Genomic DNA, 13,221 nt, shown 5'->3' with positions numbered 1-13,221 from the left:
CGGAGGGCAGGGGGCGCTTTGCTACCCAGAAAGGAGTTTTCCATGAAAGACAATGACGGTGTCCTGGCTCTTTTGCAGGACATCAAGGACATCCTTTATGGCATCGCCCTGCTGCTGGCAGGTGGTCTGTTGTGCATGGCAGGCATTCTGCTGGGCGGATGGGGCATCCTGCTGTCCGCCATTGGCTTTTTTGTCCTGTTGGCCGGGCTGAACAATGCCTACCAGGGCTATCACCATCATACAGTAGAAGAAAAACAGGACTGAACGGAGGTTCCCATGCCTTTTGAAACACGCGAACAAAACGGCCTCGTCTTTTTGACCTCTCCCCTGCTCTCCGGCATCCGCCACGCCTTTTCCACCCGGAAGGGCGGCGTGTCCGTCCCGCCCTGGGACAGTCTGAACCTGGGCCCCAGCCGGGGTGACGACCCCGCCGCCGTGGCGGAGAACTACCGCCGCTTCTGCGGCGCCGTGGGGCTGGATGAAAAACGGGTGGTACTTTCCAAGCAGGTCCATGAGACCACCGTCCGGGTCTGCACCGCCGACGACGCGGGCAAGGGCCTCTGGCGGGAGCGGGACTACACCGCCGACGCCCTTATCACCAACGAGCCGAATCTCCCGTTAGTAGTGTTCTCCGCCGACTGCGGCATCCTGCTCCTCCACGACCCGGTGACCGGGGCCGTGGGCGGCGTCCACGCCGGATGGCGGGGCTGCGCCGGGGGCATCGTGGAAAAAGCGGTGGCGGCCATGGCCGCCGCATACGGTGCAAAGCCGGAACATATTCTGGCCGCCATCGGCCCTTGTATCGGCTCGTGCTGCTTTGAGACGGACAGCGACGTGGCCGACGCCATGAGGGATGCTCTGGGCACCGACGCGGAGCCGTACCTCACCTGGCGCTCTCCCAAGTACCACGTGGATCTGGCGGGACTGAACCGCCAATGGCTGCTGCGCGCGGGTGTACTCCCGGAGCACATCGACGTCTGCGGCCTCTGTACCGCCTGCCGCCCGGACCTGTTCTGGTCCCATCGGAAGATGGGCGACGCCCGGGGCGTCCAGGCCGCTGTAATCGTCCGCCCCTGAGCCTCAAAAGGAGTCTTTTCGCTATGAAAAAGCGTCTGGTTTTGATCCTATGCGCCCTGGCCTGTGTGGGCCTGCTGTCCGGCTGCTGGCAGGTGGAACCTCTGGAGGAGGAAAGTCCGGAGCTGCTCCAGCCCGGCGAGATCCGGGAGGAGGACGGCAAGCGCTCCCTTTTGCCGGAGCAGCTGGCCCTGCCCTACGCGCCGGACCAGTCCCTGGACCCGGTGACCTGCCCCGACGGGATGCAGCAGGTGGTCTCCTCCCTGATCTGTGAGGGGCTGTTCCGCCTGGGGCCGGATTTCGAGCCCCAGCCCTGGCTGTGCGCCGACTATACCGCCAGTGAGGACTTCACCTCCTATACCTTTGTCCTCCGGGAGGGCGTCACCTTTTCCGACGGTTCCCCCCTCACCGCCGCCGACGTCCGCTCCGCGCTGAACCGTGCCAGGACGTCCGAGCGCTATCAGGCCCGGCTCTCCGGCATCACCGCCGTCTCCGCCGGGGAGGGCTCCGTGACAGTCATCCTCAGCTCCCCCAACAGCGGCCTGCCCGCCCTGCTGGATATTCCCATTGTCAAAGCCGGTTCGGAAGCCTTGCCCATCGGCACAGGGCCCTATCTTCTGTCCCAGACGGAGGCCGGGGCCTGTCTGGTGGCCAATCAGACCTGGTGGCAGGGCACCCGGCAGCCCACGGACCGCATCGCCTTAGTCGAGGCCGCCGACCTGGATACCATGCTCTACCGCTTCACCTCCCGGGATGTGCAGCTCATTACCGCCGACCTTACCGGCACGTCCCCCATCAGTGTGACCGGCGACATCAGCTATACGGACACAGATACCACCGTTTTCCAGTATATCGGCTGCAATGTGACCCGGCAGCCGCTGGATGACCCGGCCTTCCGCCGTGCCCTCTGGATCGGCACCAACCGTAACCGCATCGTCAGCGCCTTTCTCTCCGGCCACGGAGACGCAACTCAATTCCCCGTCTCCCCCGCTTCCCCGCTGTATCCCTCAGGCCTGGAGCGCTCCTACTCCCGGGACGACCTCACCGCCGCGCTGAACCTGAGCAGCTACACGGGCAGCCGTACCCTCACCCTGCTGGTGAACGAGGAAAACAGCTTTAAGACCTCTGTGGCGAACGAGCTGGCGGAATCTTTTGCCGACGCCGGCATTGCCATTTCTGTCCGGGTCCTGCCCTGGGAGGAATACACCGCGGCCCTGGCCGCCGGGAATTTCGACCTGTACTACGGCGAGGTCCGGCTCTCCGCCGACTGGGACCTGTCCGCCCTGCTGTCCACCGGCGGCGCTTTGAATTACGGCGGCTGGTCCAATGAGACGACGGACCGCCTCCTGGCAGCCTACGCCGGCGCAGGCGACCGGGCCGCCGCTATGGAAACCCTGTGCCGCCATTTGCAGGAGCAAGCGCCCATCATCCCCGTGTGCTTCAAGTCCACCTCTGTCCTCACCCAGTCCGGCGTGCTGGAAAATCTCGTTTCCACCGCCTCCCAGCCGTTTTACGGTCTAACGGACTGCACCGTCCATCTGCGGGAAACGTAAAGATCGCGCAAAACGCCCCCGGCAATTCTGCCGGGGGCGTTCCATTTTTGCTATTACCGTTTTGCCTTGCCCGTCATTTCCTCCACGGTTATTTTCCAGATGCCTGTCCGCGCCAGGCTGGTCTGAACGGCACGGTCAAAATCCGCCATATTGTCCGGCGTATGCCGCTGGCACAGGAGCCGCAGGGCACGGACCTTATCCTGGTCCTCTGTCACCTCAGAGGCCGTTCCAAAGGCCACAGCAGACTCATACAGGGTCGTGAACCGGTCCTGCTGGATGGCGGTGTCTCCCACGCAGGTGAGGCACACCCGGGGCTGCCGCCGCAGGCACTCCACCTTCCGGCCCTCCATGGCGCTGTGAAAGTAAACATTCCGCCCCTCCCGGACGATGGTCACCGGCAGGCCGTAGGGCGTGCCGTCCTCCGCCGTCATGGCCAGGAAGGCGTATTCACACTTGTCCACCACCGCCCAGGCTTCCTCTTCCGTGATCTGCCGCTCTTTTCTCCGCATTTCCCGCATTGCGCACCGTTCCTTTCCCGCGATCAGCTTTAGCTTCTGCGGGCGGGTCAGCCGCTTGATGGCCGCCTCCCGCCGCAGGGCCGCCGGTTTGTCCGGCAGCTCCTCCTGATATGCCAGGGAGACCGGCGGGCGGCTGCGGGTGTATTTGGCGCCCTTGCCGCTCTGGTGCGCCGCCAGCCGCCGGGCCACATTGTCGGTGCAGCCGGTATATAGGGAGCCATCCCCGCACCGGAGCATATACACATACCAGGCCACTTCACCGCCCCCTTCCTGTCTCCGGAACAGTATAGCACACTTCCGCCGGAAACGCAAAGAGGCGGCATAGGGACTTCCCTCCGCCGCATAGATTGTCGAGAGGGGGGATTCTATGCTGTCTGCCGCGCTGCTGATATTCGCCAATTCCTTGCTGTTTTCCCTGCGTCTGTCCGGGGGCGGGTCATTCCCAAAGCCTCTTTCCGCCGCCGAGGAACGGATGTGGCTGGAGCGCTATGCCCGGGGCGACCAGGAGGCCCGGAACGTTCTGATCGAGCACAATTTGCGTCTGGTGTCCCATATCATCAAAAAATATTACGTACAGAGCGCCGACCAGGAGGATCTGATCTCCATTGGGACCATCGGGCTCATCAAAGGCATCTCCAGCTTTGACCCCTCCAAGGGTGCTAAGCTGGCCACTTACGCCGCCCGGTGTATTGAAAATGAGATCTTAATGTATTTCCGGGCGCAGAAAAAGCTGCAGGGCGAGGTTTCTCTGTCCGATTCAATTGACATGGACAAGGAGGGCAACGCTTTGCAGCTGATGGATGTGGTGGGTGTGGACGACACCATGCTGGAGGACCTCCACGATCGGGACAGCGCCGAGAAGGTCCGCAGGCTGGTGCAGGAACGGCTGACCGCCCGGGAAGCGGAGATCATCCGCCTGCGCTACGGTCTGGGAGGCACCATTCCTCTGACACAGCGGGAGGTCGCCGCCACGTTCGGCATCTCGCGGAGCTATGTATCCCGCATTGAAAAGCGGGCGCTGGAAAAGCTGCGGGCAGAACTGGATGATACGCCCGATACCCACCACAAATAAAAGCGGGAGCTTCGCTCCCGCTTTTATCAATACCGCCGTACAACGGCGACCACTTTTCCAAGAATTTGCGCGTAAGTTCCGTCAATGGGAGAATACGCCTCATTTTCCGGCAAAAGCCAGATGTGGCCGTTCTGCCTGGAAAACCGCTTTACGGTGGCTTCATCGTCGATCATGGCAACCACGATCTCACCGTTATTGGCCGTCTGCCGCCGGTGGACGACCACCAGATCGCCCGGCAGGATACCGGCGTTCAGCATAGACTCTCCCCGCACCCGCAGGGCAAAATACTCATTATTGGGGCCATCTGTATCGAAAGTCAGGTAGTCCTCAATGCACTCCTGCGCGAGGATCGGGCTGCCCGCCGCCACATTGCCCACAATGGGCACTTGATTCTTCAGCGGTTCAGGCTCGGTCAGCGCAATGGCGCGGCCTTTCCCGGCGCCTTTCTCGATCACGCCGGCTTCCTCCAGGTGTTTCAGATGAAAATGGACCGTGGAAGGCGATTTCAGGCCCACCGCCTCTCCGATCTCCCGAACGGAAGGAGGATACCCCTGCTCCCGGATACAGGAGGCAATATAATCGTAAATTTTCTGCTGCATATGAGAAAGCTCCGCCATAACTGACCTCCTCGCCTTATAATTCGGCATTATTATATCATAGCTGTTTGCGGATTGCAAACATTTGTTCCACATTTTCTCATTTTTTTAACTGGAGCACTACAGCATACAATTCAGGAAATTCTCTGCTTTTTTGTAAATTCCCCTTGAAAACACCGCATAACTATGATATGATAGCTACCTGTGAAACGACTTTTTGTGCTTTGACACAAGTGAATGTTGGAGGTTTTCCCTATGGGTGCTTTGAAGCTTATCATTACGATCCTGCAGTTGATTTGCGGCCTCGCTATTATTGTGGCTGTTCTGGTTCAGTCCGGCAAGAGCGCTGGCCTGTCCGGTGCCATCGGCGGCGTGGCTGATTCTTTCCTGGCCAAGAACAAGGCTAAGACCATGGACGCTAAGCTGGCCCGCGCGACCAAGTGGATCGGCGCTGTGTTCCTGATTCTCACCTTGATCCTGCTGATCCTGGGTTGATGTATGAAAAGAGACGCCTGCGGGTCGTCTCTTTTTTTATGCCGGATCGCCGCTGCGGTACATCTGTCCCGCCTCCGGCGTGATGCTGTTCAAGCAGAGCAGCTCTTCCACTGTCACAAAACAATAGCCCTGCGCTTGCAGCGTATCCACAATTTGCAAAGCGGCGTCCACCGAGGTAGGATAGATGTCGTGGAGCAGGATGATGCTGTTGGGCTTTACATCCCGCAGGACCGCCTGTACCACCTTCGCCGTGTCCCGGCTCTCCCAGTCCCTGGGGTCCACCGACCATTTGACCATGGGCACCGTGATCTCTTTCTCCGTTCCCGGCGTAATGAATCCGTAGGGCGGGCGCAGCCAATAAGAGCCGGGGCCCAGCAGATCTGTCAAAAGGGCATCTGTCTTCCCCACTTCCTGCCGAATGGTATCCGGCGCGGCGTCATCCAGCCGCACATGGCTCCAGGTGTGGTTGCCGATCTGGTGGCCCTCCGCCTTCATTCGCTTCACCAGCTCCGGATTTGCTTCCGCTTCTTCCCCTACCAGAAAAAAAGTGGCGCTGGCGCCCCGCTCCCGCAGGCCATCCAGCAGGCGGCCGGTCGTTCCCTGCCGGGGGCCGTCATCAAATGTCAAGGCGACGTAACAGGCGCACGCGGGGATCTCCGCTGGTGCGTCCGAGGGTACGGATCCTCCGCATCCGCAGCAGCTCAGCGCCGTCAAAACGGCGAATACAGCCGCAGACAGCTTTTGTTTTCGCATCGGCAACATCTCCCCGCCCAAAAAATCCAGAGGTAGTTTACGCAGTTCGACGAAAAATACCGGTGCAAAAAAATGTAATTAAAATCAAAAAAAGCCCGTGCTTTTCGGCACGGGCATGATTTTATGTATTCATACTAGAATCCATTAAAAACAAGACAATGGTCTTGTTTTTATAGCGCCAACGGCGCGTTGGATTCTTATGAGACGCACCGACCCGCAAAGCGCGGCGGTTCCATTAAAATATCTTATTTTAATGGGAGAGTAGTATCAGAACAATCCGGAGAGGACACTGGAGAGGATATTCAGGCCAATGATCGCGAAAATGACCCATTTGATGACCGCCCCAATACTCTGTGAGCCTGCCTGTTTTTGCCTTTGGTGGAGGGCAGGCTGTGCCGTTTTCCGGGAACTCCGCTTGGTGCCCTTGGACAATCCGGAGGCCCGGCGCTCTTTATTCTCCTCATGGAGTTCCGAATGGACGAAAGAGCCACGGTGGTTCGACTCATTCAGGCCATCCACCCGGACAACATTTCCATCGGCATCGATCCGGGACGCCCTGTCAGGCTGGTTGAACGCACCGCATTTCGGGCAAAAATCATCCACATCAAAATCGTAGCGTTTCCCACATTCATAGCACCGCACCCGCCGCATGAAACCGCCTCCTCCCTTTCTCTATGCCCATCATAACACACTGCCGCTGATTTGGGAAGAAAAATCCGCCGCAGTTCAAAAAGCCCTTTGCAATGTGCCTAGGTACACATTGCAAAGGGCTTTTGAGTCAGGGAGTGATAATTATTTTACCAGCTCGATGATGGCGGTCTCCGCAGCGTCGCCGCGGCGCACGCCGGTGCGGATGATGCGGGTATAGCCGCCGTTGCGCTCCGCATAGGTGGGAGCGATCTCCTTGAACAGCTTCTTGCAGACGTCCTCACGGGTGATGAAGCTCATGGCCTGGCGGTAAGCGGCCAGGTCGCTCTTCTTGCCGAGGGTGATCATCTTCTCAGCCAGGGGCTTGATCTCCTTGGCACGGGTGACGGTGGTCTCCATCTTCCCGTTGTCCAGGAAATCCGTGACCTGCTGACGCAGCATCGCCATGCGCTGGTCAGTGGTCTTGCCAAGTTTCCGAGTTCCGGGCATTTCGGTTTCCTCCTTGTTAGGATTTGGTCAGCCGCGTACACGCGGCATAAAATCAGTTGTTTTCTTCGTCAGCCAGGTGCAGACCCATCATGGCCAGCTTGTTGATGACCTCTTCCAGGGACTTGCGGCCCAGGTTGCGGACCTTCATCATTTCGTCCTCGGTCTTGGAGATCAAGTCCTCGACGGTGTTGATGTTGGCGCGCTTGAGGCAGTTGAAGCTGCGGACGGAAAGGTCCAGTTCCTCGATGGTCATTTCCAGCACCTTATCCCGCTGGGCCTCGGCCTTCTCCACCACGGTAGGCTTGCTGCCCACGTTCTCAGAGAGGTCGGTGAAGAGGGTGAAGTGGTCGCACAGGATCTTGGCGCCCAGAGACACAGCGTCCCGGGCGGAGATGGTGCCGTCGGTCCAGACCTCCAGGGTCAGCTTGTCGAAGTCGCTGGAAGTACCCACGCGGGTAGGCTCCACGGTGTAGTTCACCTTGTACACGGGGGTGTAGATGGAGTCTACGGCGATGGTGCCGATGACGTTCTGCTGGGGCTTGTTGCGGTCAGCGGGCACATAGCCCCGGCCGTGAGACAGGGTGATCTCCATGTTCAGGGTCGCACCGTTGTCCAGGGTGGCGATGTGCATATCGGGATTCAGGATCTCCACCTCGCCGTCGGCCTTGATGTCGCCGGCGGTGACCTTGCAGGGGCCCACCGCCTCGATATAGACCGTCTTCACAGTCTCGCTGTGCAGCTTGGTCAGAAGACCCTTGATGTTCAGGACGATCTCCGTCACATCTTCCTTCACGCCGGGGATCGTGGAAAACTCATGCTGGACACCGGCGATCTTGATGGTGGTGGGAGCGGTGCCAGGCAGAGAGGACAGCATAATGCGGCGAAGCGCGTTGCCCAGAGTCGTGCCGTATCCGCGCTCCAGCGGTTCCACGACATACTTGCCGTACGTCGCGTCGCCCGGGGTCTCGATACACTCGATCTGGGGCTTTTCAATTTCGATCATGCAGTTACCCTCCTTCATCTTCTCATTGCGGCCATGCAAAGCTGCATACCGCAGACAGTTCGTATCATCTTCGAGGGTATCCTCCGATTACTTGGAGTACAACTCGACGATGAGGTGCTCCTCGATGGGAAGATCGATGTCCTCGCGGGCGGGTTCTGCGACGACTTTGGCCACATTGTTCTTGTCCATTTCAAGCCACTTGGGAACCACGCGGGAAGCGTTGGCCTCCAGGGAGCCCTTGAACTTATCCAGGCTGCGGGAGCCTTCCTTCAGCTCCACCACATCGCCCACCTTCACGAGGTAAGAGGGGATGTTGACCTTCTTGCCGTTGACGGTGAAGTGGCCGTGCAGCACCAGCTGACGGGCCTCGGCGCGGCTCATGGCGAAGCCCAGGCGGTAAGCCACGTTGTCCAGACGGGTCTCCAGGATGCTGAGCAGGTTCTCGCCGGTCATGCCGACCTTCTTGTTGGCCATCTCGAAGTAGTCATGGAACTGGTTCTCCAGAACGCCATAGTAGCGCTTGGCCTTCTGCTTCTCACGCAGCTGCATGCCATACTCGCTGAGCTTCTTGTTTCTTGCATTGCCGTGCATGCCGGGAGCGTAACCACGACGCTCGATGGAGCACTTGTCCGTGTAGCAGCGGTCGCCCTTCAGGAAGAGCTTCTGGCCCTCTCTGCGGCAAAGGCGGCAGACTGCGCCGGTATATCTTGCCATATTGCTTGTTACCTCCTCTTTTGATTACACGCGACGACGCTTGGGGGGACGGCAGCCATTGTGGGGGATGGGTGTGACGTCCTTGATCATGGTCACTTCCAGGCCCACAGCCTGCAGCGCGCGGATAGCGGCTTCACGGCCCTGGCCGGGGCCCTTGACGAAGACCTCGACGGTCTTCAGGCCGTGCTCCATAGCGGCGCGGGCGGCAGTCTCAGCCGCGGTCTGGGCAGCGAAAGGAGTGGACTTCTTGCTGCCGCGGAAGCCCAGGCCACCGGAGGAGGCCCAGGAAATGGCGTTGCCCTGCGTATCAGTGACAGTCACCATGGTGTTGTTGAAAGAAGAACGGATATGGACCTGGCCACGCTCAATGTTCTTCTTCTCACGACGGCGGCGGATGACTTTCTTGCCGCCGGAAGCCTTTGCAGTTGCCATTTTCGTTCTCCCTCCTTACTTCTTCTTGTTCGCAATGGTCTTCTTGGGACCCTTGCGGGTTCTTGCGTTGGTCTTGCTGCGCTGGCCGCGGACAGGCAGGCCCTTGCGGTGACGGATGCCGCGATAGCAGCCGATCTCGGTCAGGCGCTTGATGTCCAGTGCGGTCTGGCGGCGCAGGTCGCCCTCGACGGTATAGGCGTCGATGGCGTCACGGAGCTGCTGCTCCTCGGCGTCGGTCAGATCCTTGACGCGGGTGTCGGGGTTGATGCCCGTCTGCGCCAGGATGTCCTTGGCGCTCTTTCTGCCAATGCCGTAGATATAGGTGAGGCCGATTTCGATACGCTTATCCTTCGGCAGGTCAATACCGGCAATACGTGCCATACTCTTAAAGCACCTCCAATTAAATGTTAGCCCTGTCTCTGCTTATGCTTGGGGTTCTCGCAAATGACCATGACACGGCCTTTGCGGCGAATGACCTTGCACTTTTCGCACATGGGCTTCACGGACGGTCTTACTTTCATAGTTTTAAACCATTCCTTTCAGCGGTTTCAAGTCTTTTACTTTCGCCTGGCTTACTTGCTGCGCCAGGTGATCCGGCCGCGGGTCAGGTCATACGGGGACATCTCCACCGTGACCTTATCGCCGGGCAGAATCCTGATGAAATTCATTCTGAGTTTTCCGGAAATATGCGCTAAGATCGTGTGTCCATTTCCAATGTCAACCTGGAACGTCGTGTTGGGCAGGGCTTCCACCACAACACCTTCCACTTCAATCATATCGGATTTTGCCAAACGTTATCCCTCCTGGTCCGGTTGGACTTCCGTGCGGTAGCCCGCCAGAGTCCTGCGAATCTCACTGTTCGTGATCTTCTCATCGCTTTTGATCTTCTCGGAGAGCCGGGTCGAATCCGCGGCCACAAACAGCACATGCCTGCGCTTTTTGCGCTTCGGTGATTCCACCTTCCGGCCTTTTCCGTCCGCCAGCAGAAGGTACTCCCCCTCCGCCGCAAGTACGACAAAGAGTTTTCCCTTGTCCCTGCCGGCGTCAGACCGAACAATATCTGATTTTGCAATTTCCATACGTTTCTTCTTACGTTCAGATGACGGGGACCGTTAAGATCTCGGGCTCACCGTCGGTAATCAGGACCGTATTCTCATAGTGTGCCGCCCACTTGCCGTCCAGCGTTTTGACGGTCCAGCCGTCGCTCATCTGCTGGATGGCCGCCGTGCCGGCGTTCACCATGGGTTCGATTGCAAGGGTCATGCCTCGCAGAAGCCGCGGTCCCCGGCCGGGATGACCGTAGTTGGGGATCTCCGGCGACTCATGCATCTGGGCGCCGACGCCGTGGCCGACGTATTCCCGGACGATGGAGTAACCGTGGCTTTCCACATAAGTTTGAATGGCTGCGGAAATATCCAACAACCGGTGGCCTTCCTTCGCGAACCTGATCCCCTCGAAAAAGCTCTGTCTGGTCACGTCGATCAGATCCTGAGCCTCGGGAGAGATCCTGCCGCAGGCGAAGGTCGCCGCGCAGTCCCCGTGGAATCCTCCGATATAGGCACCCACATCGATGCTGACGATGTCACCCTCCTGCAGCACCCGCTTGCCGGGAATGCCGTGGATGATCTCATCGTTGACGCTGATGCAGGCGCTGGCCGGATAGCCGTTATAGTGGAGGAACGAAGGGACGGCGCCCTGTTTGCGGATGAAATGCTCCACTTCGCTGTCGATCTCCTGGGTTGTTACGCCGGGTCTTACCAATTCCCCTGCATAAGCACGGGCAGCCGCGGTAATTTTTCCGGCACGGCGCATCAGTTCGATCTCATGGGAGGACTTGAGCGTGATCATGCGCTCATCTCCCCAGCGCGTGGAGGATGGCCTGAGAGGTCTCCGCCACAGAGGGCTGATTTTCCACAGATTTCAGGAGTCCCCGCTGGGCGTAGAACGCCTTCAGCGGTTCAGTCTCCTTATGATAGACCTCAAGACGCGCTTTCACGGTCTCGGGGGCATCATCTTTCCGCTGGACCAGCTTGCCGCCGCACTTATCGCAGATGCCTTCCTGCTTGGGAGGCACAGCCACCAGATGGTAGCTGGCGCCGCAGGATTCGCAGACCCGGCGGCCGCTCATGCGCTCCATAATAGTCTCGTCAGAGATCTCAATGGAAACAACGGCGTCAAACACGATCCCGGCCTTCTCCATGGCCTCAGCCTGGGCGATGGTGCGGGGCACGCCGTCCAGGATGTAGCCGTTGGCACAGTCCTCCTCGGCCACCCGCTCGGTGATGATGCCGATGATCACGTCATCAGGCACCAGCTTGCCCGCGTCCATGTAGGCCTTGGCCTTCATGCCGGTGGGAGTTCCGTTCTTGATGGCGGCGCGGAGGATGTTGCCGGTGGAGATGGTGGGGATGTCCAGCTCTTTACACAGGATGTCGGCCTGTGTGCCCTTGCCGGCGCCGGGGGCGCCCAGCAGAATGAGTTTCATATCGAAACGCCTTCTCTCTTATTCCAGGAAGCCCTTGTACTGACGCATCAGCATCTGGGACTCCAGAGCCTTAACGGTCTCCAGCGCGACGCCCACGACGATGATCACAGAGGTACCGCCGATGGACACGGAGGAATTACCGATGATCTTGCCCACGATCAGGGGGCAGATCGCCACAACGCCCAGGTAGATGGCGCCAAACAGGGTGATCTTGTTCAGGACCTTCTTGATGAAGTCCACAGTGGGCTTGCCGGGACGGAAGCCCGGAATGAAGCCGCCCTGCTTCTTCAGGTTGTTGGCGATCTCAACGGGGTTGAACTGGATGCTGGAATAGAAGTAGCTGAAGCCAATGATCATGATGAAGTACACCACCATGTAGATGACGGACTTGGTATCAATGGCATCGTAGATCGCACGGGAGACCGTGCCGTCCGCAGGAACACCGATGAAGCTCCACACCGTGATGGGCAGAGAAGCGATGCTCTGGGCGAAGATGATGGGCAGAACGCCGGCCATGCTCACCTTCATGGGCAGGTTGGTGCTCTGGCCGCCGTACATCTTGCGGCCCACCTGACGCTTGGCGTACTGCACGGGAATGCGGCGCTCGGCGTCGTTGATGAACACGATGAAAACGATCAGGGCCAGCATACCGACGATCAGCAGCACCACGCCCCAGGGGGCGATGGCGGAATCCAGCACCTGCTGGGCCCGCTCAGCGCTGTAACCGGCGGAGGTCAGGGTCTCCAGAGTCAGAGTGCCGCTGCGCACGCTGGACCAGGTCTTGACACCGTCGATCATACCGCTGATCATGTTGGGCACGCGGGAGATGATGCCGGCGAACAGGATGATGGAAATACCGTTGCCGACGCCAAATTCGGTGACCTGCTCACCCATCCACATGACGAAGGAAGAACCTGCGATCAAGGTCACGATGATGACCAGGGCGGGCCAGATGCCATCGGCAGCCAGCAGGTCGTACCGCTTCATCATGAAGTAGTAACCCACAGCCTGCAGGATGGCGATCGCCACGGTGGTGTAGCGGGTGATGGACTGGATCTTCTTCTTGCCCTCTTCGCCGCCGTCCTTCGCCAGCCGCTCCAGATAGGGGATGGCGACGGTCAGCAGCTGGATAATAATGGAGCTGTTGATATAGGGCTGGATGCTCAGGGCGAAAACGGTGGCCATCGCGAAGGCGCCGCCGCTCATGGCGTTCAGCAGTCCGAAATAGGTGGTACCCATCATGTCCAACTGGCTCTTCAGCGCGGAGACATTGATATAAGGCACCGTGATGGCATTACCGATCCGGAAGATCAGCAGGATGAGGAGTGTGAAGATGATCTTTTTCCGCAGCTCGGGAATGCCCCATGCCTTGCGAATCGTCTGGATCAC

20 protein-coding genes are annotated in these 13,221 nt (G+C 59.2%); 5 read left to right on the top strand and 15 right to left on the bottom strand.

The annotated features are described in order from the left end of the window. The first annotated feature begins 42 nt into the window (after window positions 1-42). From JQM68_RS02060 to JQM68_RS02050, 3 genes are read left to right on the top strand one after another with little or no spacing between them, the layout of a single operon-like run. Window positions 43-264, top strand: coding sequence for a hypothetical protein (locus JQM68_RS02060; RefSeq protein ID WP_235221249.1), 222 nt, complete (start codon window positions 43-45; stop codon window positions 262-264). 12 nt (window positions 265-276) lie between these two features. Beyond that, the gene (pgeF, locus tag JQM68_RS02055) at window positions 277-1,077 is read left to right on the top strand and encodes a peptidoglycan editing factor PgeF (protein WP_235221248.1); all 801 of its coding nucleotides are present in this window, start codon (window positions 277-279) and stop codon (window positions 1,075-1,077) included. Between the two features lie 23 nt (window positions 1,078-1,100). Further along, complete coding sequence (locus JQM68_RS02050; protein WP_235221247.1) at window positions 1,101-2,627, top strand: ABC transporter substrate-binding protein; 1,527 nt, start codon at window positions 1,101-1,103, stop codon at window positions 2,625-2,627. A gap of 53 nt (window positions 2,628-2,680) precedes the next feature. On the opposite strand, the gene JQM68_RS13835 is transcribed toward JQM68_RS02050, so the two are convergent. Further along, window positions 2,681-3,400: a pyridoxamine 5'-phosphate oxidase family protein gene (locus JQM68_RS13835; RefSeq protein WP_235221246.1), complete on the bottom strand. Its 720-nt coding sequence runs from the start codon at window positions 3,398-3,400 to the stop codon at window positions 2,681-2,683. 112 nt (window positions 3,401-3,512) lie between these two features. Here JQM68_RS13835 and sigK point away from each other — a divergent pair, with 112 nt between their 5' ends. Beyond that, on the top strand, window positions 3,513-4,217 hold the full coding sequence (gene sigK / locus JQM68_RS02040) for an RNA polymerase sporulation sigma factor SigK (RefSeq protein WP_235221245.1): 705 nt from the start codon (window positions 3,513-3,515) through the stop codon (window positions 4,215-4,217). Window positions 4,218-4,243: 26 nt separating this feature from the next. Here sigK and lexA read toward each other — a convergent pair whose 3' ends face one another. After that, window positions 4,244-4,834: a transcriptional repressor LexA gene (lexA, locus tag JQM68_RS02035; RefSeq protein WP_235221244.1), complete on the bottom strand. Its 591-nt coding sequence runs from the start codon at window positions 4,832-4,834 to the stop codon at window positions 4,244-4,246. Window positions 4,835-5,068: 234 nt separating this feature from the next. On the opposite strand from lexA, the gene secG reads away from it, so the two are divergent. Next, window positions 5,069-5,308 (top strand): preprotein translocase subunit SecG, encoded by a 240-nt coding sequence (gene secG / locus JQM68_RS02030; RefSeq protein ID WP_235221243.1) that lies wholly within the window; start codon window positions 5,069-5,071, stop codon window positions 5,306-5,308. A gap of 36 nt (window positions 5,309-5,344) precedes the next feature. On the opposite strand, the gene JQM68_RS02025 is transcribed toward secG, so the two are convergent. The 13 genes from JQM68_RS02025 to secY form a co-directional block, all read right to left on the bottom strand. After that, the gene (locus JQM68_RS02025; RefSeq protein ID WP_235221242.1) at window positions 5,345-6,061 is read right to left on the bottom strand and encodes a polysaccharide deacetylase family protein; all 717 of its coding nucleotides are present in this window, start codon (window positions 6,059-6,061) and stop codon (window positions 5,345-5,347) included. Between the two features lie 267 nt (window positions 6,062-6,328). Beyond that, window positions 6,329-6,712, bottom strand: coding sequence for a hypothetical protein (locus JQM68_RS02020; RefSeq protein ID WP_235221241.1), 384 nt, complete (start codon window positions 6,710-6,712; stop codon window positions 6,329-6,331). 141 nt (window positions 6,713-6,853) lie between these two features. Then, window positions 6,854-7,198 (bottom strand): 50S ribosomal protein L17, encoded by a 345-nt coding sequence (gene rplQ / locus JQM68_RS02015; RefSeq protein WP_235221240.1) that lies wholly within the window; start codon window positions 7,196-7,198, stop codon window positions 6,854-6,856. Window positions 7,199-7,250: 52 nt separating this feature from the next. Beyond that, the gene (locus JQM68_RS02010) at window positions 7,251-8,201 is read right to left on the bottom strand and encodes a DNA-directed RNA polymerase subunit alpha (protein ID WP_235221239.1); all 951 of its coding nucleotides are present in this window, start codon (window positions 8,199-8,201) and stop codon (window positions 7,251-7,253) included. Between the two features lie 87 nt (window positions 8,202-8,288). Continuing rightward, window positions 8,289-8,915 (bottom strand): 30S ribosomal protein S4, encoded by a 627-nt coding sequence (rpsD, locus tag JQM68_RS02005; RefSeq protein WP_235221238.1) that lies wholly within the window; start codon window positions 8,913-8,915, stop codon window positions 8,289-8,291. Between the two features lie 24 nt (window positions 8,916-8,939). After that, the gene (rpsK, locus tag JQM68_RS02000; RefSeq protein ID WP_235221237.1) at window positions 8,940-9,347 is read right to left on the bottom strand and encodes a 30S ribosomal protein S11; all 408 of its coding nucleotides are present in this window, start codon (window positions 9,345-9,347) and stop codon (window positions 8,940-8,942) included. 15 nt (window positions 9,348-9,362) lie between these two features. Next, window positions 9,363-9,728 carry a 30S ribosomal protein S13 gene (rpsM, locus tag JQM68_RS01995; protein WP_235221236.1) on the bottom strand — a complete coding sequence of 122 codons (366 nt, stop codon included), beginning with the start codon at window positions 9,726-9,728 and terminating at the stop codon, window positions 9,363-9,365. A gap of 26 nt (window positions 9,729-9,754) precedes the next feature. Then, window positions 9,755-9,868, bottom strand: a complete 114-nt coding sequence (gene rpmJ, locus JQM68_RS01990) for a 50S ribosomal protein L36 (RefSeq protein WP_014116882.1) — start codon at window positions 9,866-9,868, stop codon at window positions 9,755-9,757. Window positions 9,869-9,919: 51 nt separating this feature from the next. Beyond that, entirely contained in the window at window positions 9,920-10,138 is a 219-nt protein-coding gene (gene infA, locus JQM68_RS01985) for a translation initiation factor IF-1 (protein ID WP_091127896.1), read from the bottom strand. 3 nt (window positions 10,139-10,141) lie between these two features. After that, a complete protein-coding gene (locus tag JQM68_RS01980) occupies window positions 10,142-10,426 on the bottom strand; it encodes a KOW domain-containing RNA-binding protein (protein ID WP_235221235.1) in 285 nt (94 codons plus the stop codon). Between the two features lie 16 nt (window positions 10,427-10,442). Then, window positions 10,443-11,195: a type I methionyl aminopeptidase gene (map, locus tag JQM68_RS01975; protein ID WP_235221234.1), complete on the bottom strand. Its 753-nt coding sequence runs from the start codon at window positions 11,193-11,195 to the stop codon at window positions 10,443-10,445. 4 nt (window positions 11,196-11,199) lie between these two features. Further along, a complete protein-coding gene (locus JQM68_RS01970) occupies window positions 11,200-11,832 on the bottom strand; it encodes an adenylate kinase (RefSeq protein WP_235221233.1) in 633 nt (210 codons plus the stop codon). A gap of 18 nt (window positions 11,833-11,850) precedes the next feature. Then, window positions 11,851-13,221: a preprotein translocase subunit SecY gene (secY, locus tag JQM68_RS01965; protein ID WP_235221232.1), complete on the bottom strand. Its 1,371-nt coding sequence runs from the start codon at window positions 13,219-13,221 to the stop codon at window positions 11,851-11,853.

This window comes from Oscillibacter valericigenes, assembly GCF_021531435.1.
In the GTDB taxonomy this organism is placed as follows: domain Bacteria; phylum Bacillota; class Clostridia; order Oscillospirales; family Oscillospiraceae; genus Oscillibacter; species Oscillibacter valericigenes_B.
The sequence above is the reverse complement of the archived record's forward strand: the minus strand, read 5'-3'. Positions and strand labels throughout refer to the sequence as shown.

Excerpts from the sequence above, each read along its gene's own strand:
- JQM68_RS01970 (WP_235221233.1), bottom strand. The coding sequence starts at position 11,832 with ATGAAACTCATTCTGCTGGGCGCCCCCGGCGCCGGCAAGGGCACACAG.
- lexA (WP_235221244.1), bottom strand. The coding sequence starts at position 4,834 with ATGGCGGAGCTTTCTCATATGCAGCAGAAAATTTACGATTATATTGCC.
- JQM68_RS02010 (WP_235221239.1), bottom strand. The coding sequence starts at position 8,201 with ATGATCGAAATTGAAAAGCCCCAGATCGAGTGTATCGAGACCCCGGGC.
- map (WP_235221234.1), bottom strand. The coding sequence starts at position 11,195 with ATGATCACGCTCAAGTCCTCCCATGAGATCGAACTGATGCGCCGTGCC.
- rpsM (WP_235221236.1), bottom strand. The coding sequence starts at position 9,728 with ATGGCACGTATTGCCGGTATTGACCTGCCGAAGGATAAGCGTATCGAA.
- sigK (WP_235221245.1), top strand. The coding sequence starts at position 3,513 with ATGCTGTCTGCCGCGCTGCTGATATTCGCCAATTCCTTGCTGTTTTCC.
- JQM68_RS02025 (WP_235221242.1), bottom strand. The coding sequence starts at position 6,061 with ATGCGAAAACAAAAGCTGTCTGCGGCTGTATTCGCCGTTTTGACGGCG.
- rpsK (WP_235221237.1), bottom strand. The coding sequence starts at position 9,347 with ATGGCAACTGCAAAGGCTTCCGGCGGCAAGAAAGTCATCCGCCGCCGT.
- rplQ (WP_235221240.1), bottom strand. The coding sequence starts at position 7,198 with ATGCCCGGAACTCGGAAACTTGGCAAGACCACTGACCAGCGCATGGCG.
- rpmJ (WP_014116882.1), bottom strand. The coding sequence starts at position 9,868 with ATGAAAGTAAGACCGTCCGTGAAGCCCATGTGCGAAAAGTGCAAGGTC.
- secG (WP_235221243.1), top strand. The coding sequence starts at position 5,069 with ATGGGTGCTTTGAAGCTTATCATTACGATCCTGCAGTTGATTTGCGGC.
- JQM68_RS02020 (WP_235221241.1), bottom strand. The coding sequence starts at position 6,712 with ATGCGGCGGGTGCGGTGCTATGAATGTGGGAAACGCTACGATTTTGAT.
- JQM68_RS02050 (WP_235221247.1), top strand. The coding sequence starts at position 1,101 with ATGAAAAAGCGTCTGGTTTTGATCCTATGCGCCCTGGCCTGTGTGGGC.
- JQM68_RS02060 (WP_235221249.1), top strand. The coding sequence starts at position 43 with ATGAAAGACAATGACGGTGTCCTGGCTCTTTTGCAGGACATCAAGGAC.
- pgeF (WP_235221248.1), top strand. The coding sequence starts at position 277 with ATGCCTTTTGAAACACGCGAACAAAACGGCCTCGTCTTTTTGACCTCT.
- JQM68_RS01980 (WP_235221235.1), bottom strand. The coding sequence starts at position 10,426 with ATGGAAATTGCAAAATCAGATATTGTTCGGTCTGACGCCGGCAGGGAC.
- rpsD (WP_235221238.1), bottom strand. The coding sequence starts at position 8,915 with ATGGCAAGATATACCGGCGCAGTCTGCCGCCTTTGCCGCAGAGAGGGC.